At 49.4% G+C, this 20916-nt stretch carries 16 protein-coding genes; all 16 read left to right on the forward strand.

Annotated features, from left to right (window positions below; translation table 11 throughout):
- Window positions 1-7 precede the first annotated feature (7 nt).
- The 16 genes from dxr to KNO68_RS02755 all read left to right on the forward strand — a co-directional run bounded on the left by dxr (window position 8) and on the right by KNO68_RS02755 (window position 20914).
- Complete coding sequence (gene dxr / locus KNO68_RS02680) at window positions 8-1165, forward strand: 1-deoxy-D-xylulose-5-phosphate reductoisomerase (RefSeq protein ID WP_214684470.1); 1158 nt, start codon at window positions 8-10, stop codon at window positions 1163-1165.
- Window positions 1166-1168: 3 nt separating this feature from the next.
- The gene (gene rseP / locus KNO68_RS02685; protein ID WP_015881422.1) at window positions 1169-2419 is read left to right on the forward strand and encodes an RIP metalloprotease RseP; all 1251 of its coding nucleotides are present in this window, start codon (window positions 1169-1171) and stop codon (window positions 2417-2419) included.
- 32 nt (window positions 2420-2451) lie between these two features.
- The gene (locus KNO68_RS02690; RefSeq protein WP_031421704.1) at window positions 2452-4152 is read left to right on the forward strand and encodes a proline--tRNA ligase; all 1701 of its coding nucleotides are present in this window, start codon (window positions 2452-2454) and stop codon (window positions 4150-4152) included.
- Between the two features lie 70 nt (window positions 4153-4222).
- A complete protein-coding gene (locus tag KNO68_RS02695; RefSeq protein ID WP_215112006.1) occupies window positions 4223-8515 on the forward strand; it encodes a PolC-type DNA polymerase III in 4293 nt (1430 codons plus the stop codon).
- A gap of 113 nt (window positions 8516-8628) precedes the next feature.
- Entirely contained in the window at window positions 8629-9105 is a 477-nt protein-coding gene (rimP, locus tag KNO68_RS02700; protein ID WP_193343250.1) for a ribosome maturation factor RimP, read from the forward strand.
- Between the two features lie 14 nt (window positions 9106-9119).
- Window positions 9120-10283 (forward strand): transcription termination factor NusA, encoded by a 1164-nt coding sequence (gene nusA, locus KNO68_RS02705; RefSeq protein WP_074037219.1) that lies wholly within the window; start codon window positions 9120-9122, stop codon window positions 10281-10283.
- Window positions 10280-10555: an RNase P modulator RnpM gene (rnpM, locus tag KNO68_RS02710; RefSeq protein WP_193343251.1), complete on the forward strand. Its 276-nt coding sequence runs from the start codon at window positions 10280-10282 to the stop codon at window positions 10553-10555. The genes nusA and rnpM overlap by 4 nt, the downstream gene beginning before the upstream one ends.
- Entirely contained in the window at window positions 10552-10848 is a 297-nt protein-coding gene (locus KNO68_RS02715; protein ID WP_015881428.1) for a YlxQ family RNA-binding protein, read from the forward strand. Before rnpM ends, KNO68_RS02715 begins: the two co-directional genes overlap by 4 nt.
- Before the next feature lie 21 nt (window positions 10849-10869).
- Window positions 10870-13095, forward strand: coding sequence for a translation initiation factor IF-2 (gene infB / locus KNO68_RS02720; protein ID WP_215112007.1), 2226 nt, complete (start codon window positions 10870-10872; stop codon window positions 13093-13095).
- An 18-nt stretch (window positions 13096-13113) separates the two neighbouring features.
- Window positions 13114-13458: a 30S ribosome-binding factor RbfA gene (gene rbfA / locus KNO68_RS02725; protein WP_159562106.1), complete on the forward strand. Its 345-nt coding sequence runs from the start codon at window positions 13114-13116 to the stop codon at window positions 13456-13458.
- Window positions 13459-13503: 45 nt separating this feature from the next.
- The gene (truB, locus tag KNO68_RS02730; protein ID WP_251024825.1) at window positions 13504-14418 is read left to right on the forward strand and encodes a tRNA pseudouridine(55) synthase TruB; all 915 of its coding nucleotides are present in this window, start codon (window positions 13504-13506) and stop codon (window positions 14416-14418) included.
- A 16-nt stretch (window positions 14419-14434) separates the two neighbouring features.
- Window positions 14435-15361, forward strand: coding sequence for a bifunctional riboflavin kinase/FAD synthetase (locus KNO68_RS02735; RefSeq protein WP_215112008.1), 927 nt, complete (start codon window positions 14435-14437; stop codon window positions 15359-15361).
- Between the two features lie 124 nt (window positions 15362-15485).
- Window positions 15486-15755, forward strand: a complete 270-nt coding sequence (rpsO, locus tag KNO68_RS02740; protein WP_015881433.1) for a 30S ribosomal protein S15 — start codon at window positions 15486-15488, stop codon at window positions 15753-15755.
- A gap of 128 nt (window positions 15756-15883) precedes the next feature.
- Window positions 15884-18100: a polyribonucleotide nucleotidyltransferase gene (gene pnp / locus KNO68_RS02745; protein WP_214684465.1), complete on the forward strand. Its 2217-nt coding sequence runs from the start codon at window positions 15884-15886 to the stop codon at window positions 18098-18100.
- Between the two features lie 51 nt (window positions 18101-18151).
- Complete coding sequence (locus tag KNO68_RS02750) at window positions 18152-19369, forward strand: M16 family metallopeptidase (protein ID WP_214757103.1); 1218 nt, start codon at window positions 18152-18154, stop codon at window positions 19367-19369.
- Window positions 19370-19420: 51 nt separating this feature from the next.
- Entirely contained in the window at window positions 19421-20914 is a 1494-nt protein-coding gene (locus tag KNO68_RS02755) for a UDP-N-acetylmuramoyl-L-alanyl-D-glutamate--2,6-diaminopimelate ligase (protein ID WP_251024826.1), read from the forward strand.
- Window positions 20915-20916: the final 2 nt, after the last annotated feature.

The raw sequence follows: 20916 nt of genomic DNA on the forward strand, positions 1-20916 counted from the left end.
TGTCGAGATGAAGCGAATTAGCTTAATTGGGGGGACTGGTTCGATTGGCGTTCAAACTTGTGACGTCATCGAACAGCACCCTGACCTGTTTGAACTTGAGGCGTATGCGTTCGGAACGAACGTCGAGGTCGCCACGGAATGGATCAATCGACTTAGACCAAAATATGTGTCGGCAACGAGTATCGAAGTACTCGAACAGTTGAAGCCGCATCTTACATATGAACCTCTCTATTTTATTGGACCGGAGGGGCTGAAGGAGTGTGCGACGGCAGAACGGGCTGACATCGTCGTGACGGCAGTCGTTGGAGCAGTTGGACTTGAACCGACGCTTGCGGCGATTCAAGCAGGGAAAGATATTGCACTCGCCAACAAGGAAACACTCGTTACCGCAGGACATCTTGTCAAAGCGGCCGTGAAAGAACATGGGGTCAACCTGTTGCCTGTCGACAGTGAACACTCCGCGATCTATCAATGTTTGAACGGGGAACGAAGAGAAGATGTATCCAAAATTATTCTAACGGCATCAGGCGGTAGTTTCCGTGATCGTTCACGCGATGAGCTGGCTGATGTGACTGTTGAAGACGCACTGAATCATCCGAACTGGTCAATGGGAGCAAAAATCACCATCGATTCGGCGACGATGTTCAACAAAGGCTTGGAAGTCATCGAGGCACACTGGCTGTTCGATATCGATTATAATGATATTGAAGTCATCTTACACCGTGAATCGATTATTCATTCGATGGTCGAATTTAAAGATGCTGCCGTGATGGCCCAGCTTGGAAACCCGGATATGCGCGGTCCGATCCTTTATGCGCTATCGGGACCGAAGCGGCTTGAAATCGAGGGGAATAAGCGGTTAAACTTGAAGGAAATCGGAAAGCTGCATTTTGAAGAGGCTGATTTCAATCGTTACCCGGCACTCCGGTTAGCGTTCGAAGCAGGAAGAGCCGGTGGTTCCATGCCGACCGTCTTGAATGCAGCCAATGAAGTGGCAGTGGACCTATTCTTGAACGGTCAGATCACGTTTTTAGAGATTGAACGACTCGTCGAAGATGCGATGGCTCGACATGAGGTCATTGCCGAGCCGACGCTCGCGCAAATTCTAGAAGTTGACCGAGCAGTACGTCAACAGATTCAGCAAGGAATTGAAGGTGGGGAATAAATCATGACGACTTTTATCGCCATCGTTTTGATGTTTGGCGTTCTCATTTCGGTACACGAATGGGGACACCTCGTCATGGCGAAACGGGCAGGCATTCTCTGTCACGAGTTTGCAATCGGATTCGGTCCAAAAATTGTTTCATTCCGTAAAAATGAAACGCTCTATACCATTCGTCTTTTACCAATCGGTGGCTACGTCAAAATGGCCGGAGAAGATTTTGAACCGATTGAAGTCCGTGCGGGTCAGCATGTCGGACTCCGGCTCACCGAACAGGGGACGGTCGATCGTGTCTACTTCCAACCGGACACGGCTACAGATGTCCATGTCGTCGGAACCGTCGATAAGTTCGATTCGACACATGAGTTGAAAGTGCAACTTCTCATCGATGAGGAAGTGCGTGTCTATTCATTAGAGCGAGACACACTCCTTGTCGACCAAGGGATGGAAATTCAAATCGCACCGTATGATCGAACATTTGGAGCCCAGTCGGTTTGGAAACGTGTCTTGGCCATCGCAGCCGGTCCGGCGATGAACTTCGTCTTGGCGTTCATCTTGCTCATTATTGTGGGGCTCGTTCAAGGAACCCCAACGAACGACGGTCAAATCGGTACGGTTCAACCGGATTCAGCCGCTGATGAGGCTGGTTTGATGAGCGGGGATGAAATCGTATCGATTGAAGGTGAGCCGATTACCGATTGGCTCGACTTACGATCTGCTTTAGAAGACCGGGCGGACACCCCTACGGAAGTCACGTATGTCCGTGATGGGGAGGAAGCAACTGTCACCCTCACACCACAAGCAGTCGAACAAAACGGAGAGACGGTCGGAATCCTTGGTGTCACGAACGCACTCGAGCGATCACCGGTCAAAGCCGTGACGACGGGAGCGGAAACGACATGGACGATGTCGACGCTCATCTTCTCTGCGGTCGGTGATTTGGTGACAGGACAAGTCGGTGTCGATCAACTAGCAGGTCCGGTCGGGATTGTACGGATGACAGATGAAGTAGCGGCGAGCGGTTTGATCATGCTGTTGAACTGGACAGCGCTTCTCTCCGTCAACCTTGCGATCTTCAACTTGCTCCCATTGCCAGCGTTAGACGGAGGACGTTTGATTTTCCTCTTGTTCGAAGCGGTACGCGGACGTCCAATCGATCCGAAAAAAGAAGGATTCGTCCACTTTATCGGATTCGCACTCTTGATGATTTTAATGTTGATTGTCACTTGGAACGACATTCAATCATTCTTTAAATAAGCTGTTTGTAGAGAAGGGAAACGTTGAACTGTATGAAACAATCTAGATTGCTCATGCCTACATTGAGAGAAGTTCCGGCTGACGCGGAAGCGGTCAGCCATCAACTCCTCGTCCGTGGAGGATTCATCCGTCAAAATGCGGCAGGAATTTATTCTTATCTTCCACTCGGACATAAGGTGTTACACAACATCCAAACAATCATCCGTGAAGAGATGAATCGTGCCGGTGCACAAGAGTTATTGATGCCTGCCATTCAACCGGCGGAACTTTGGGAAGAGACAGGACGTTGGGGCATTTACGGTCCTGAATTGATGCGCTTGACGGACCGTCATGACCGTCGTTTCGCACTCGGTGCGACACACGAAGAATTGATCACATCAATCGTCCGAGACGAGCTCAACTCGTATAAAAAACTTCCGATGAACTTGTACCAGATTCAAACGAAGTATCGTGATGAGCGTCGTCCACGTTTCGGGTTGCTCCGCGGACGTGAGTTCTTGATGAAAGACGCCTACTCATTCCACGCGACACAAGAAGACTTAGATGAAGAATATACAAACATGTATAATGCGTACTCACGCATCTTCGACCGCACAGGACTGAAGTATCGTCCGGTCGTCGCGGACTCTGGGGCAATCGGCGGGAAAGATACGCATGAATTCCAAGCGCTTGCGGATATCGGGGAAGACACGATTGTCTACACCGACACGTCGAACTATGCGGCGAACATCGAGATGGCCGAAACGCTCGACCGTTATGAGATGCAGCAAGCTGACGTTCGTCCACTCGAAAAAGTGGACACGGAAGAGAATCGTACGATTGAAGATGTGGCGGCATTCTTGAACGTGGATCCGAAGACGACAATCAAATCTGTCTTGTTCAACGTGGATGGCGAAACCGTCATGGCAATCGTTCGTGGCGACCACGAAGCGAATGAAGTCAAAGTGAAGAACGCACTCGGTGGACTCGACATTCAACTTGAAGAAGAAGCGAAAATCGTTGAGTTGTTCAACTGTGCGCCAGGTACACTCGGACCGATTAACGCTCCGGTCAAAGTCGTTGCCGACTATGCGGTCAAGTACTTAGTGGATGCAGTCTGTGGTGCCAACGAGGCGAACACACACTACACGGGTGTAAACGCTGCGCGCGACCTTGCCGAGATGACATACCACGATTTACGTTTCGTTGTCGAAGGCGATTTGGCACCGGATGAGTCCGGTCCGGTTCGTTTTGCTCGTGGGATTGAAGTGGGACAAGTATTTAAACTCGGGACACGATATTCAGAAGCGATGGGTGCGACGTTCCTCAACGAAGAGGGTCGTGCCGAACCACTCATCATGGGTTGCTACGGCATTGGGGTGTCACGCACACTTTCAGCCATCGTCGAACAACATCACGACGACCGTGGAATCGTTTGGCCACGTAACGTGGCGCCGTTCGATCTCCATTTGATCGCAATCAATGCAAAAGATGAGACGCAAGTCGAGTTGGCGAACCGTCTTTATGAAGAGCTTGGTCAAACATACGATGTCTTGTTCGACGACCGAAAAGAACGCGCGGGCGTCAAGTTTGCAGATGCAGATTTGATTGGACTTCCGATTCGCGTGAACGTCGGGAAAAAAGCCGGCGAAGGCATCGTTGAAGTGAAAGTACGTGCAACAGGTGAAGTGATTGAAACGTCAATCGATGAATTGAAAGAAGTCATCGCTTCAAAATTTAGCGAAGTTCATTAATGGATGAAGGTGACAGCGGAGGCGGTCACCTTCATTTGTCGAATTGGCATAAAGGGGGAAAGACGGACCCGTGGAAGCAAATCAAAAGATGCAATTATTATTAAGTGACCTTGGGATCACGACCGAGACGGACCTGTTTGATCAGGCCGAACTCTCACGGCTCGTCGTCAACAAGAAGCGACGGACGTGGACGTTTTATTTTTCATTTCCAAAAGTATTGCCATACGACGTGCATCAATTGTTCATGAGTCGATTAGAAAGCCGTTATGCGACGTTCGCGGATGAGGTGTACGCTCGGTTCTCGACAACAGCTGGTGGAAGTGAGCAAGACTATATCGACTATTGGCCGCGAATCGTCAGCGAGTTGAGCCAAGTTTCTGGTGCGATGCGCAGTTATTTCGGTTCCGTTTCGCCACGATTCGAGCAGAACAAACTCATGATCCCGGTGCGTTCCGCACCTGAGGCGAGTTATGTGGACAAAGAGCTCTGTCAAGAAGTGCAGGCGCTCTATAGTGCCTATGGGTTCACGAAAAAGCCGTGTCAGGCTCAATTTTCAGAAGACGCTGAGGCGAATCAGGCCCTTCGCGAACAGGTTGTTCAAGAAGACATCGAACAAGCGAAAATGGCACTGGCTGCTCAATTCGCCAAGGCAACAGAAACGAATGACGAACCGATCACAGAAATCCGGATGGGTGCGCTCATTAAAGATGAGATCGTCCCAATCAAGACGATTATCGAGGAAGAACGACGTGTCGCGATTCGTGGACTCGTCTTCTCGGCAGAACGGAAAGAATTGAAGAGTGGGAAGAAACTGTTCACGTTCAAGATGACGGATTACACCGACTCATTGATTGTGAAAGTATTTGCCCGCGATGACGATGACGACCGTATGCTCAGTGCCGTCAAAAAAGGCATGTGGATTCAAACAGCTGGGCGGGTCGAAGATGATTCGTTCATGCGCGAACTATGTATGATGGCATCTCAACTTCAAGAAGTGAAGGTCGAACCGCCACGTGACGAATGGGAAGGCGAGAAGCGTGTCGAACTTCACGCGCACACACAGATGAGCCAAATGGATGCCGTCACAAACGTCTCGTCGCTCGTCGCCCGTGCTGCGAAATGGGGACATCGTGCCATTGCCATCACCGACCATGCGGGAGTCCAGGCGTTCCCAGAAGCGTATTATGCCGGGAAGAAGAACGACATTAAAGTGTTATACGGAGTCGAGGCGAATGTTGTCAACGATGGTGTCCCTGTCGCCTATCATGCGACCGATGTGGCATTGGACGATGCGACATACGTCGTCTTCGACGTCGAGACGACGGGACTTTCTGCCGTCTACAATAAAATCATCGAACTCGCTGGGGTTAAAATCAAGGACGGGGAAATCATTGACCGGTTTGAGGCGTTCGCCGACCCGAAACATGCCTTGTCAGCGACCACGATTGAATTGACTGGGATCACGGATGACATGGTCCAAGGTCAACCGGACCCGGAAGTGATCACGAAACAGTTCGTCGATTGGTGTGGCGACAGCATTCTCGTCGCCCATAACGCGTCATTCGATATGGGCTTCCTTGAGGCGACTCTCCGTAGCGGAGGACATGAACCAGATAATTATCCGGTCATCGATACGCTCGAACTTGCTCGAACGTTGATGCCGACGTTGAAGAATCATCGACTCAATACACTTGCGAAGCGATTCGATATCGAACTGACACAACATCACCGTGCCATTTATGATGCGGAAGCAACAGCATATTTGCTCATGAAGCTACTCGATCTCGCTAAGCAGATGTTCGAGATGACGACACATCGCTCGTTGAACGCGAAAGTCGGGAGTGACGTATCGAAGATTCGTCCGTTTCATGCGACTATCTACGCTAAAAATAAAAAGCCAGGACTTCGTCATTTATATGAGCTCATCTCCTTATCTCACATCGATTACTTGTATCGGATGGCACGCATGCCACGTTCTGAGCTCGTGAAGCGACGGGAAGGACTGTTGATTGGTTCGGCTTGCGATAACGGGGAGATTTTTGACGCCGCCTTGAACAAGTCGGATGATGAACTCGAGAAGATGATGTCGTTTTACGACTTTATCGAGATTCATCCGCCGGCACTCTACCATCATTTAATTGATAAAGAGATTGTGGCGAATGAGTTAGAACTCCGCGAAATCATTAAGCGTATCATTCGCGTCGCCGAGAAGGCCGAGTTACCGGTTTGTGCGACAGGGAATGTGCACTATCTAGATCGGTCCGACCGGTCTTATCGCGAAATTTTGATTCGTACCCAAGGTGGGGCGAACTTTATCAATACGCGTAAAGAATTACCGCATGCGCACTTTCGGACGACGAAAGAAATGATGGAAGAGTTCAAGTTTTTAGGTGACGATTTAGCGCGTGAAATCGTCATCACGAATCCGAATGCGATTGCCGACCAGATTGAGTCGATTCAAATCATCCCGGATGATTTGTATACGCCGAAAATTGAAGGTGCGGATGATGAGGTTCGGAATATGAGCTACGACATGGCTCGCTCCATCTACGGGGACGAGCTGCCTGAGATCGTGGAGGCGCGTCTTGAGAAAGAGCTCAAGTCGATTATCGGTCACGGGTTCGCCGTCATTTACTTGATTTCGCATAAACTCGTTAAAAAATCACTCGATGATGGGTATCTGGTCGGGTCGCGTGGGTCGGTCGGTTCGAGTCTCGTCGCAACGATGACGGAGATCACCGAAGTCAACCCGCTACCACCTCACTACGTCTGTCCGAACTGTCAGCACTCACATTTCTTCAACGACGGGTCGGTCGGGTCGGGATATGACTTACCGGACAAGGAGTGCCCGGAGTGCGGCACGTGGTACAAAAAAGACGGTCATGACATTCCGTTCGAGACGTTCCTCGGTTTCAAAGGGGACAAAGTACCAGATATCGACTTGAACTTCTCAGGTGAATATCAACCGCATGCCCACGCCTATACAAAAGTGCTGTTCGGAGAAGAGTATGTGTATCGTGCCGGGACAATCGGAACGATTGCCGACAAGACGGCTTATGGATACGTGAAAGGCTATGCGACCGAGAACGATAAGATTTACCGGAACGCCGAGGTGGACCGTCTCGTGTCCGGGGTCACCGGGGTGAAACGGACGACAGGGCAACACCCAGGGGGGATCATCGTCGTACCGGACTACATGGACATCGCGGACATTTCTCCGATCCAGTATCCGGCGGATGACAATTCTTCTGAGTGGAAGACGACTCACTTTGACTTCCACTCCATCCATGACAACTTATTGAAACTCGATATTCTCGGGCATGATGACCCGACCGTCATCCGGATGTTACAGGATTTGTCTGGTATCGATCCGAAGACGATTCCGACGGATGATCCGACTGTCATGAAGATTTTTTCTTCACCAGAAGTGCTTGGGGTGACACCGGAACAGATTGAATCGAAAACCGGGACACTCGGGATTCCAGAATTCGGGACGAAGTTCGTCCGTCAGATGCTTGAAGAGACAAAACCGTCAACGTTCTCGGAACTCGTTCAAATCTCTGGTCTATCTCACGGAACAGACGTCTGGCTCGGGAACGCGAACGAATTGATTTATAACGGGACGTGCGAACTGAAAGATGTCATCGGTTGTCGAGACGACATCATGGTCTATCTGATTTATGCAGGCCTCGAACCATCATTCGCCTTTAAAATCATGGAGTCCGTCCGGAAAGGGAAAGGACTCACGGAAGAGATGGAGTCCGAGATGCGGGAGAATGACGTGCCGGAATGGTATATCTCGTCTTGTAAGAAAATCAAGTACATGTTCCCGAAAGCGCACGCGACTGCCTACGTCTTGATGGCGGTTCGGATTGCATACTTCAAAGTGCATCATCCGATTCTGTACTACGCGACGTACTTTACCGTTCGGGCGGGAGATTTTGACTTGTCCGCAATGATTAAAGGTCCTCAGGCCGTACGGAAGGCGATGTCGGATATCCGAGAAAAAGGGTTCGATGCGACGGCGAAGGATAAAGGACTGCACACGGTCCTTGAACTGGCACTCGAAATGCTCGAGCGGGGTATGAAGTTCCAAAACATCGACTTGTATCGGTCGAGTGCGACAGAGTTCTTGATTGAAGACAATACGCTGATTCCACCGTTCAACGCGGTCGATGGCCTTGGAACGAATGCGGCGAAAGCAATCGTCGAAGCGAGAGAAGAAGGACAGTTCCTTTCGAAAGAAGATTTGCGGAAACGTGCGAAACTTTCGAAAACGGTCATCGAGACACTTGATACGATGAAATGTCTCGAAGGTCTGCCTGATGAGAACCAACTCTCATTCTTTGATTTTGGGGTGTAAGTTGCGATTTATCGGGAAAATATGATATATTGGTATCGAACAAAGTTGGATACTACGACGGAAAGGAGTAGGGAACCCTACTCCTTTCTTGTATGTAAAAGCCAGAAGGAGGGATGAGAGTGTCCAAAATAACAGAAGTCGTTGAATCGATTGCGTTGCCGATCGTAGAACGGGAAAACATGGAATTGGTCGATGTGGAATTCGTTAAGGAAGGTCCAGACTGGTTCTTGCGCGTCTATATCGATAAGCCGGGGGGCGTCGATTTGGACGATTGCGTCAATATCAATGAACAGCTCTCGGAAAAACTAAACGAAACCGATCCGATTGAACAGGCTTATTATCTTGATGTCTCGAGTCCTGGTGCGGAGCGTCCGCTGAAAAAGCCGAGCGATTTTGAACGTGCGGTAGGCAAAAATGTCTACATGAAAACGTTCGCTCCGATCGATGGTGCCAAAGAGTTTGAAGGAATTTTGACGGCATATGATGGGGAAACGGTCGTGATCGAGACACGCATCAAGACAAGAAAAAAAGCGGTATCGCTACCGGTTGACAAAATTGCACAAGCCCGCTTAGCGGTCACGTTTAGTTAAGGAGAGGGAAGAAGATGGGTCCACAATTACTCACTACAATCGATCAGATTGCCAAAGAAAAAGGAATCGACAAAAATATCATTATCGATGCACTCGAACAAGCGCTCATTTCTGCGTATCGTCGCAACGTGGCGAACCCGAACGAGCACGTGAAAGTCGAGTTTGATCAGGTGACGGGGGATATCCGTGTCTACGCTTTGTTAGAAGTCGTAGAGCGCCTCACGCAACCGGACCAACAGCTCTCACTCGAAGAAGCACATGAAATCGATCCGAACTATGAGCTCGGCGATTTCCATAAAGAAGAAGTCACACCGAGTGATTTCGGACGTGTCGCGGCGATGACGGCAAAACAAGTCGTCACACAGAAGATGCGTGAAGCGGAACGCGAACGCATCTACAACCACTTCGCTGACAAAGAAGATGAAATCATGACAGGAATCGTGGAGCGTTTTGACCCACGCAACCTTTATATCGGTCTCGAAAACAACATTGAAGCTGTATTGACACCGAATGAACAGATGCCGAACGAGTCATACCAAATCCATGACCGTATCAAAGTATACGTGACAAAAGTAGATTCAACGACGAAAGGTTCAGGTGCAGCGATTCAAGTTTCGCGTACGCATCCGGGACTTTTGCGCCGCTTGTTCGAACTCGAAGTTCCTGAGATTTCAAACGGGACAGTCGACGTGATGTCAGTATCGCGTGAAGCGGGTGACCGTTCGAAAATCGCTGTACACTCGGATATCGTCGACCCGGTCGGCGCATGCGTCGGACCGAAAGGACAACGTGTTCAAACGATTGTCGACGAATTGAACGGCGAGAAAATTGATATCGTCCGCTGGTCTGAAGACCCGAAAGAGTTCGTTCGTAACGCACTCAGCCCGGCTCAGGTCGTTGCGGTATATGTCAACGAGCCAGCAAAATCGACGACAGTCGTCGTACCGGACTATCAATTGTCACTCGCAATCGGGAAACGTGGTCAAAACGCCCGTCTCGCTGCGAAATTGACAGGATGGAAAATCGACATCAAGAGTGAAACGGATGCCGAAGCACTTGATTTGTTCGATACGTTCGCTGAAAAAGTTGAATCAGAACCAGAAATTGTTCAAAATGAAGTAGAACAAGACTTATCAGATGCTACAGTTGAAACGACTGCGGTGAAAGAAGAGGAATGACCATGAAGCAAAAGAAACTTCCTTTGCGTAAGTGTGTGGTCACACAGGAAATGCTCCCGAAAAAAGAATTGATTCGTGTCGTTCGGACGCCTGAAGGTGACGTGGTCATCGATCAGACGGGTAAAGTGAACGGTCGTGGTGCTTACTTATCAAAAGATATCGAAGTCGTTCGTCAAGCAGAGAAAAAACGGACGCTCGACCATCACTTGAAAGTAAAGACGAGCGACGACTTGTATGAACAGTTGAAAGCTGTCGCAGGTGGCGAATCATGAGCCAGTGGGAATCATTGTTAGGCCTTGCTGCTCGAGCGAGGAAAGTAACGATGGGAGAAGAGTTTGTATTAAAGGATGTACGAGCAGGTCGTGCCAAGCTCGTCATTCTAGCCGGAGATGCAGGTGCCTCGACGAAAAAACGAGTCACTGACAAATGTGCGTCTTATCAAGTGCCATTGATTGAAGTGAGCGATCGCTATACAATCGGTGCCGCACTCGGTAAAGACATGCGTGTCGTCGTATCGGTGACAGAATCCGGATTTGCGAACAAGCTTAAGCAACTTCTCTCTTAACTATTAACGGAGGTGGATGCTTTGGGAAAACGCGTCTATGAATTTGCAAAAGAACAGAATGTAACGAGTAAACAAGTCATTACTCAATTAGAAAAATTGAACAAACCGGTGAAAAACCATATGGCCGTCCTCGATGAGGAAACGGTAAAACAATTGGACCGTGTGTTCAATCCTGAAAAATATCGTGCTGAAAAACAAGCGGAAGCGAAAGCGACGTCAACATCGAATGAGCCGAAGCAAGAGAAAAAAGAAGCACAAGCGTCACGTCCACAAGCGGGACAACAAAACCGTGGCGGTCAAAACAATCGCGGTGGACAAAACAATCGCGGTGGACAAAATCGTAACGATAACCGAAACAACGACCCACGCAATAAAAAACGTGGAAAAGGGAAAGGCAAAGGCAAGCCGGTAAAAGCAGCTGTGCCACAAGAAGCCGATCCAAACTCGAAGACAAGTCAGCGTAAAGCAGCACGTCTCGCGCAAGAGGCAGAGATGGGCAACGTCATCAAGTATGACGATGTACTCAGCGTGTCTGACCTTGCTTTAAAAATGAATAAAAAGCCAAATGAAATCATCATGAAGTTGATGGGTCTCGGTGTCATGGCAACCATCAACCAAACGCTTGATGATGAAACGGTTGAATTACTCGCTGCAGAATTCGGCTTTGAGGTTGAAAAAGAAGTTGTTGTCGATGAGACAGACTTTGAAACAGTTGAGATCGACTTCTCACAATATGACCTTGAAGAACGTCCAGCTGTCGTTACCATCATGGGTCACGTCGACCACGGGAAAACGACACTTCTTGACTCGATTCGTAACACGAAAGTCGTCGCAGGAGAAGCGGGCGGAATCACGCAGCACATCGGTGCTTACCAAGTTGAAGTCAACGATAAGAAAATCACATTCCTCGATACACCAGGTCACGCAGCCTTCACAACGATGCGCGCCCGCGGTGCCGAAGTGACAGATATCGCAATCATCGTCGTTGCGGCTGACGATGGCGTCATGCCACAAACAGAGGAAGCAATCTCGCACGCCAAGGCAGCGAACGTTCCAATCATCGTGGCAGTCAACAAAATGGACAAAGAAGGGGCAAACCCTGACCGTGTCAAACAAGAGTTGACAGAGTTCGGTCTCATCCCTGAAGAGTGGGGCGGCGAAACAATCTTCGTTCCGATTTCTGCTATTAAAGGCGAAGGGATCGATGAATTGCTCGAGATGATTCTCCTCGTATCTGAAGTCGAAGAATATAAATCGACACCAGACATGCCAGCTCGTGGTTCAGTCATCGAGGCGAAACTCGACAAAGGACGTGGACCGGTCGCGACACTTCTCGTTCAACACGGTACACTTCGAATCGGAGACTCAATCGTCGTCGGTAGCACATTCGGTCGTGTCCGTGCGATGGTCAACGATATCGGTCGCCGTGTGAAACAAGTCGGACCATCTACACCGATTGAAATCACTGGTTTGAACGACGTTCCACAAGCGGGTGACCAGTTCATCGTCTTCGAAGATGAGAAGAAAGCACGTGCAATCGGGGAAAAACGTTACCAACGTTACCTTGAGTCACAGCGTCGTGAGTCGGCGAAAGTAAGTCTTGATGATTTGTTCAGCCGCATTCAAGAAGGTGAAGTGAAAGACTTGAACGTCATCATCAAAGCAGACGTTCAAGGGTCAGCCGAAGCATTGGCTGGTTCACTCCGCAAGATTGATGTCGAAGGCGTCAAAGTTAACATCGTTCACCAAGGTGTCGGTGCAATCACGGAAGGTGATGTCATCCTCGCTTCAGCTGCGAATGCTGTCATCATCGGATTCAACGTCCGTCCTGATGGAAACGCACGTTCGATGGCGGAACAAGAGAACGTTGAAATGCGTCTCCACCGCATCATCTACAACGCAATCGAAGAAATCGAGAGCGCGATGAAAGGGATGCTTGACCCAGAGTTCGTGGAAGAAATCACAGGTCAAGTCGAAGTCCGTGACGTCTTCAAAGTTTCGAAAGTCGGTGCTATTGCAGGTTGTTATGTGACAGAAGGTAAAATCACACGTGACGCCGGTGTCCGTGTCATTCGTAACGGAATCGTGATTTACGAAGGTAAACTCGATACGCTTCGTCGTTTCAAAGATGACGTGAAAGAAGTGGCGACTGGTTATGAGTGTGGGATTAAAGTAGAGAAATTTGATGACATCAAAGTAGACGATGTCATTGAAGCGTTCGTCATGAAAGAAGTCGAACGTAAATAATGTGAGGAGGGATCACGTATGAAAATTCGTGCCCAACGTGTTGCCGAGCAAATGCGTAAAGAAATAACAGATGTCTTGTTACGGGAAGTCAGTGACCCGCGTACAAAAAACGCTACGATTACGAGCGTTGATGTGACAGGTGACTTACAGCAAGCAACAGTCTATTATACGGTGCTTGGTGATGAGGAAGATGTGAAAGCAGAAACGCAAGCTGGTCTCGATAAGGCGAAAGGGTTTATCCGTCGCGAAATCGGGAATCGCATCCGTCTTCGTAAAACACCAGAGATCTCGTTTGAATATGATTCTTCAGTCGCATATGGTAGCCATATCGATTCGTTGATTCGTGATTTGAACAAAGATTAATAATTTGAAAGGGGAGACGTCGTTCTCCCTTTTTTATATGGAGGGATGAAATTGGAACCGAACGGAGTGCTCGTACTCGATAAAGATGCTGGCATGACGAGTCATGACTGCGTATTTAAATTACGAAAATTGTTCCAGACGAAAAAGGTCGGTCACACAGGTACGCTTGACCCGGAAGTGACAGGCGTATTGCCCATCTGTTTAGGGCGCGCCACAAAGTTATCGCGTTTTATCACAGATGAAGGGAAGCGTTACGTGGCCGAGGTGACGATTGGTACCGCCACGATGACCGAGGACGCGCATGGCGAGGTCGTCACGCAGAAGTCAGTCACACCGAACGATTTGGATGCAACCCAGATTGACGAGGCGATGCGCCAATTGACAGGAATGATTGAACAAATCCCGCCGTACTACTCGGCGGTCAAAGTAAACGGGAAAAAGTTGTACGAGTATGCTCGGAAAGGGCAGACCGTCGAACGACCTCGGCGGACGGTCGAGATTCTTCGTCTGGAGCGGACGAGTGAATTGATATTCGAAGCGGACGTCTGTCGATTCCGAATGGAAATCGACTGTGGGAAAGGGACGTATATTCGAACGCTCGCCGTTCAGATTGGGGAGAAACTCGGTTACCCTGCCCATATGAGCGAACTCAGACGGACGAGCTCAGGAACGTTTGATGAAGCGACCGCGGTAACACTCGGAACGCTTCAAACACTTGAAACGGTCGAGGAGCGAATGGCGTATGTCATTCCTCTCGAAGATGTGATCAAACGCTGGCCAATGATCACCATTCCAAAGAATCGGGAACGCTATATTCGCAACGGCGGGAAACTGAACGGCGTTTCGCTCGAATTTGAGTTATTTACTGTCTATAATGAAGAAGGAATCCCTCTTGCTTTATATCGAAGACAAGAAGGAACGACAGACGCTACAGTCGAGGTCATGTTGGCTATCGACTAAGGGGGAATTTGACAGTATGGAAACAAGACATCTCACTTATCCAGAAACACCCGACGTGTATCCGTCCATTATGGTACTCGGTTTCTTCGACGGTGTTCATAAAGGGCATCAAGCTGTAATCCATCATGCCAAACGGGTGGCAGCGGAGCACAACCTGCCGGTGACGGTCGTCACGTTCGATCCTCATCCGAAACAAGTACTCTCCAATAAACCGGATGCGGTCCGCTATATTACACCGCTGTCCCGGAAACTGAAGCGCATCGAAGCGCTCGGGGTAGAGCGTTGCCTCGTCTTGACATTCACAAAAGAATTGGCCAATTTGTCCCCGCAACAGTTTGTCGATGATTATTTGATCGGTGCCGGAGCCGTGCACGTGACAGCTGGTTTTGATTACTCTTATGGAAAGTTTGGAGAAGGGACGATGGAGACACTTCCATACCATGCGCGTGACCAATTCACGACGTCTGTCGTCACAGAGCAGACGATGGATGGGGAAAAAGTGTCATCTACCCGCATCCGTAAACTCTTGGCAGAGGGACAGGTCGATGCCGCACATGAACTCCTCGGTACGCCATACGTGATCTGTGGCGAAGTCATTCACGGTGATGCGAGAGGGCGTACCATCGGTTTCCCGACTGCGAACGTGTTGATGGACGCTTCATACGTCATGCCACGATTAGGTGTTTACGCGACTCGCGTCACGCTCCCGGACGGACGGACGTTCCGTGCGATGACGAATGTTGGACGTCGTCCGACGTTTTATGAGACGGGATCGGTCTCGGTTGAAAGCCATCTCTTCGACTTCTCAGAGGATTTATATGGACAAGTCATCGAAATCGAGTGGATCCAATATATTCGGAACGAGCGCGCGTTCGACGGGTTGGATGCGCTAGTCGCTCAACTGAAAGAAGATGAGGTGGCAGCCCGCTCAATCCTATCTTGACTTTCAAGAGCGGGTACGCTATCCTTGTCAAGTACGCAAAGTACACCGCTTCGCTTGGCTGGTCGATTCACCAACGCCGGCTCGGCAACGCGGCAATTTTTCATTAAATGGAGGTGGAGAGGCAATGGCACTCTCAAAAGAACGTAAAAACGAAATTATCGCGGAATACGCGACAAAACAAGGTGACACAGGTTCACCAGAAGTACAAGTGGCTGTGTTGACTGAACAAATCAACACATTGAACGACCACCTTCGTACACACAAGAAAGACCACCACTCACGTCGCGGTCTCTTGAAAATGGTTGGACGTCGTCGTAACTTGCTTACGTACCTTCGTAACAAGGACGTTACACGTTACCGTGAATTGATTCAACGCCTCGGTCTCCGTCGTTAATCGATCGAGACTGTTTAACGGGCTGGGACAACGTCCTAGTCCGTTTCTTCTTTTTTAAGGAAAATGATTAGACATTCGTTGGAATGAGTTACATAATAAACTAGATAAGGTTTGAGAGGAGAATGTACATGTTAGGTACGAAACAAGTATTCTCTACAGAGTGGGGCGGACGCCCATTGTCTGTAGAGGTCGGCCAACTTGCGAAGCAAGCAAACGGTTCGGCACTCGTGCGTTATGGAGATACGGTTGTCCTTGCGACAGTGACGGCTTCAAAAGCACCAAAAGATTTAGACTTCTTCCCGTTGACGGTCAACTATGAGGAGAAACTTTACTCGGTCGGTAAAATTCCAGGTGGTTTCCTTCGTCGTGAAGGTCGCCCGGGTGAAAACGCGATTTTGACATCACGTCTCATCGACCGCCCGATTCGTCCACTCTTCCCAGACGGATTCCGTCATGATATTCAAGTCATGATTTACGTCATGTCAAACGACCCAGATTGCTCGGCTGAAATGGCAGGTATGCTCGGAACGTCGATCGCGCTCTCGATTTCTGACGTACCGTTTGACGGTCCAATCGCTGGCGTGACAGTCGGCCGTGTGGACGGCGAATTCGTCATCAACCCGACGACGGCTCAGTTGGAGAAAACGGACCTTGAACTTCAAGTTGCAGGGACATCGACAGCCATCAACATGGTTGAAGCAGGTGCGAACGAAGTACCTGAGGACGTCATGCTCGAGTCGATCTTGTTTGGACATGAAGAAATCAAGCGTTTGATTGCATTCCAACAAGAAATCGTAGAAGCTGTCGGAAAACCTAAATTCGAATACACGGTCTCGAAATACGATGAGGCACTTACTGCTGAACTCGAAGCAGCCCGTCCTGAAATCGTAGAAGCGGTTCAAGTGGAAGAGAAACACGCTCGTGACGAAGCCATCAACGAAGTGATTGCGAAGTATGTCGCGATGTATGAAGCGCGTCTTGCGGATGACCCTTCAAAACTCGGCGAAGTTTCAGGCATCTTGAACAAGTTCGTCAAAGATGAAGTCCGTCGCTTGATCACGGTCGAAAAAGTCCGCCCAGACGGACGTCGTCCAGACGTGATTCGCCCGCTCGCATCAGAAGTCGGATTACTCCCACGTGCACACGGTGTCGGTCTCTTCACACGAGGTCAAACACAAGTCATGTCTGTTGCGACACTCGGTGTCATCGGAGACGCACAAATCATCGATGGAATCGGTCTTGAAGAGAACAAGCGCTTTATGCACCACTATAACTTCCCGCCGTTCTCAGTCGGTGAAGCTCGTCCGGTCCGTGCGCCAGGTCGTCGTGAGATCGGTCACGGAGCACTCGGTGAGCGTGCGCTTCTTCCAATTATTCCGAAAGAAGCAGACTTCCCATACACGATTCGTCTCGTTTCGGAAGTACTCGAATCAAACGGTTCAAGTTCACAAGCTTCGATTTGTGGGTCGACACTCGCATTGATGGATGCAGGTGTGCCAATCAAAGCGCCAGTCGCCGGGATTGCCATGGGTCTTATCATGGAAGGTGAACACTACACGGTCTTGACAGATATTCAAGGACTTGAAGACCACCTTGGGGATATGGACTTCAAAGTAGCTGGAACGAAAGACGGGATCACTGCCCTTCAAATGGATATCAAGATTGCCGGAATCACGCGTGAAATTCTAGAAGAAGCGCTTGAACAGGCACGTGTCGGTCGTTTGCACATTCTTGACCACATGCTTGAGACGTTGGATACACCACGTACACAATTGTCGAAATACGCACCGAAGATTGTGACGATGACAATCAATCCGGATAAAATCCGCGACGTCATCGGACCAGGTGGGAAGATGATCAACAGCATCATCGACCAAACGGGCGTCAAGATCGACATCGAACAAGACGGTACGGTCTTCATCGCCTCGACGGATCAAGAAGGAATCGATCTTGCCATGTCTATGATCGGTGACATTGTCCGTGAAGTCGTCGTCGGTGAAGTATACGATGCTACCGTACGTCGTATCGAGAAATTCGGCGCGTTCGTCGAGTTGTTCAAAGGGAAAGATGCGCTCGTACACGTATCCGAATTCAGCCTTGAGCGTGTCGCGAACGTCGAGGATGTTGTGAAGCTTGGCGATTCGATTCAAGTCAAAGTCACTGAAATCGATGACAAAGGTCGTGTCAACGCATCACGAAAAGCGCTCATCTTAGAAGGATTGTCTCCTGAAGAGCGTGAGGCATACGAAGCGAAACGGAAGGCAGCACGTGAAAGCCGCCCACCTCGCGATAGCCGTCCGCCACGTCGTGACGGGGACCGTCGTCCACCGCGCTCGACAAATTAATTATTCTGGCCATCGTCTTGGTGCGATGGCCTTTTTCATAGGAGTGAGAATATGGAATGGATGACATTAGAGAACGGTGTCCGAATCATCATCGAACCAATCGAAGGTTCGCTTAGCACCTCGACCGGGGTATTCATTAAAGCAGGGACACGTACAGAGACGTTTGAGAACATCGGCATCAGTCATTTGATTGAACATATGCTGTTTAAAGGGACAGCATCGAAAAGCGCGAAAGAGATTGCTTCCTTTTTCGATGAGCTCGGTGGAAGCGTCAACGCCTTCACCTCGAAAGACCATACATGCTTTTATGTGAAGACGCTCGATGAACACGCGGTCATGGCGCTCGACGTCCTGACAGACATGCTGTTTGAGTCAGTAATCGATATGCAGGAGTTGGAGAAAGAAAAGCGTGTCGTTGTGGAAGAGATTAAAATGTATGAGGACACGCCGGAAGATCTCGTTCACGAACTATTGGCCATTGCGGCGTATCGAGACGATATACTTGCCCAACCGATTTTAGGGACGGAGGAGAGTGTCAATCGATTGACGCGGGACCAGCTCGTCGAATACTTACAGGAACAGTATACGGCCGAGCAGATTGTCGTCTCGATCGCAGGTCATGTTTCTGAAGAATTGATCCAGGCGGTAAAACGTAGGTTTGCCCACATCCCTTCTAGGGAATCGTCGAAAGAAATCAATCAACCGGAACTGTTCCATGACACATTGACGAAACATAAGGAAACGGAGCAAGCCCACCTCTGTTGGAACTACGAAGCGATTCCGGCGACGGACGATCGATTGCCTCATTTGGCATTGATGAACAACGCAATCGGCGCGACGATGTCTTCGCGTTTGTTCCAGTCCATCCGTGAAGAAGAGGGCTTGGCTTATTCCATTTACTCCTATTACACGACGTTTTCCGATCACGGTACGTTTACCATATACGTCGGTACGTCGCCAGATACGTTGGAACAAGTCGAAGTCATCCTAGAGAGAGAGATGAAGCGACTTGTCGCCGACGGTTTGACTGCTGAGGAAGTAGACAAAGGCAAGCGACAATTGAAAGGGTCGATCGCTCTTGGGAATGAAAGTTCGAGTGCCCGTATGAACCGGAACGGACGGAACTTGCTACTTCTCGATGAAGTCGAGCCGATAGAACAAGTGATTGCGAAAGTAGAACGGATTGAACGCGATGAGGTCAATGAATTGATTCGTGAGGTGTTGAGCCATCGCCCAGCGAAGTCATATGTCCTCCCAAACGAAGCGTGACTTGAAACCGAATTGTAAGTTCTCTACACTGATTAAGAGGTATTCTTTAGTTTGGATAGGATACAGGTGAAAGAAGGGAAAGACTTGAACTTAACGGATTTAGTGAAGACGATACAATTAATTAATCAACCAAATCTAGAAGGCATCGTCGTGACGCATGTGACGACGGACTCGCGAGAAGTTGTGCCGGGAACGCTGTTTGTCGCCATCAAAGGCTATACGGTGGATGGGCATGAATATGCGGCGCAAGCGGTAGAGCGAGGCGCGGTGGCAGTCGTTAGCGAACGACCGATCGACCTGTCAGTGCCAAACCTGATTGTACGTGACAGCTCGCGTTCGATCGGGTTGTTGGCTTCGGCCTTTTATGCGTATCCATCTGAACAGATGCGACTGTTCGGAATCACGGGAACGAATGGAAAAACGACGACGACGACGATTTTACGAGACGTCCTCGATGTCCTCGGGCATTCGACCGGTTTGATTGGGACCGTTGAAGTACGTATCAACGACAAAAACGTCCCAAGTAAAAATACGACGCCTCAAAGTTCAGAACTTCAACAGTTGTTGGCACAAATGCGAGATGAAGGCGTGACGGACGTGATGATGGAAGTGTCCTCACACGGTCTTGAGCTCGGACGTGTCATCGGAACTGATTTTGACATCGTTGGCTTCACGAACTTGACGCACGATCACCTAGATTTTCATGGGACGTTCGAAAACTATGCACGTGCAAAAGGATTATTGTTCGCTCAACTCGGTCAAATGGCCTCACGTGGGAAAGTCGCCGTCTTGAACGCGGACGATGCACAAACGCCTCTTTATGAGACGATGACCGGTGCGAAAGTAATAACGTATGGGATTGATGCGCAAGCAGACCTGATGGCAACGGACATTGAACAGACGTTGTCTCAAACGAGCTTTACATTGAATTACCAAGGCGCGAAACTTCCGGTGACGGTTCAATTCATCGGTCGTTTCAACGTGTACAATCTATTGTTGGCGACGGGTTGTCTTCTCGCTGCCGGTTATTCACTTGAACGAATTGCCAAAGCACTCGAGATGATTCATCCGGCCAAGGGACGGATGCAACGTTTAGACGTCCCAGGTTACAACGTATATGCGGACTACGCCCACACGCCGGATGGCATCGAACAGTGTCTGAAGTCGCTCGTCGGCGTACCGAAAGAGAATATTATCTTTTTGATTGGGACAGGTGGGAACCGTGACGTCACAAAACGTCCGGCAATGGGTGAGATGGCGTCGACTTATGCCGGTACCGTCATCATTACGACGGATGATCCGCGATTCGAAGCGTATGAATCCATTACAAAAGGGATTGCAGCCGGGATGACTCATGACAACTTTGTTGAAATCGGGGATCGAGAAGAAGCGGTCCGTTATGCGGCCCGTCTAGCGAAACCGGACAACATCATCGTGTTAGCAGGGAAAGGGCACGAGAAGTATCAAATTATCGGAAATGAAAAATTGCCGCTCGATGAAGAGGCAATCGTTCGAGCGACCATTTTGAATACGGAGGAAGCATGATT

The sequence above is a fragment of the Exiguobacterium sp. s75 genome (assembly GCF_018617145.1).
Classification (GTDB): Bacteria; Bacillota; Bacilli; order Exiguobacteriales; family Exiguobacteriaceae; genus Exiguobacterium; species Exiguobacterium profundum.

Coding starts and splice junctions, on each gene's coding strand:
- rpsO (WP_015881433.1), top strand. CDS start 15,486: ATGGCACTCTCAAAAGAACGTAAAAACGAAATTATCGCGGAATACGCG.
- truB (WP_251024825.1), top strand. CDS start 13,504: ATGAAATTGGAACCGAACGGAGTGCTCGTACTCGATAAAGATGCTGGC.
- pnp (WP_214684465.1), top strand. CDS start 15,884: ATGTTAGGTACGAAACAAGTATTCTCTACAGAGTGGGGCGGACGCCCA.
- KNO68_RS02715 (WP_015881428.1), top strand. CDS start 10,552: ATGAGCCAGTGGGAATCATTGTTAGGCCTTGCTGCTCGAGCGAGGAAA.
- dxr (WP_214684470.1), top strand. CDS start 8: ATGAAGCGAATTAGCTTAATTGGGGGGACTGGTTCGATTGGCGTTCAA.
- KNO68_RS02735 (WP_215112008.1), top strand. CDS start 14,435: ATGGAAACAAGACATCTCACTTATCCAGAAACACCCGACGTGTATCCG.
- KNO68_RS02690 (WP_031421704.1), top strand. CDS start 2,452: ATGAAACAATCTAGATTGCTCATGCCTACATTGAGAGAAGTTCCGGCT.
- rimP (WP_193343250.1), top strand. CDS start 8,629: ATGAGAGTGTCCAAAATAACAGAAGTCGTTGAATCGATTGCGTTGCCG.
- nusA (WP_074037219.1), top strand. CDS start 9,120: ATGGGTCCACAATTACTCACTACAATCGATCAGATTGCCAAAGAAAAA.
- rbfA (WP_159562106.1), top strand. CDS start 13,114: ATGAAAATTCGTGCCCAACGTGTTGCCGAGCAAATGCGTAAAGAAATA.
- rseP (WP_015881422.1), top strand. CDS start 1,169: ATGACGACTTTTATCGCCATCGTTTTGATGTTTGGCGTTCTCATTTCG.
- rnpM (WP_193343251.1), top strand. CDS start 10,280: ATGACCATGAAGCAAAAGAAACTTCCTTTGCGTAAGTGTGTGGTCACA.
- KNO68_RS02750 (WP_214757103.1), top strand. CDS start 18,152: ATGGAATGGATGACATTAGAGAACGGTGTCCGAATCATCATCGAACCA.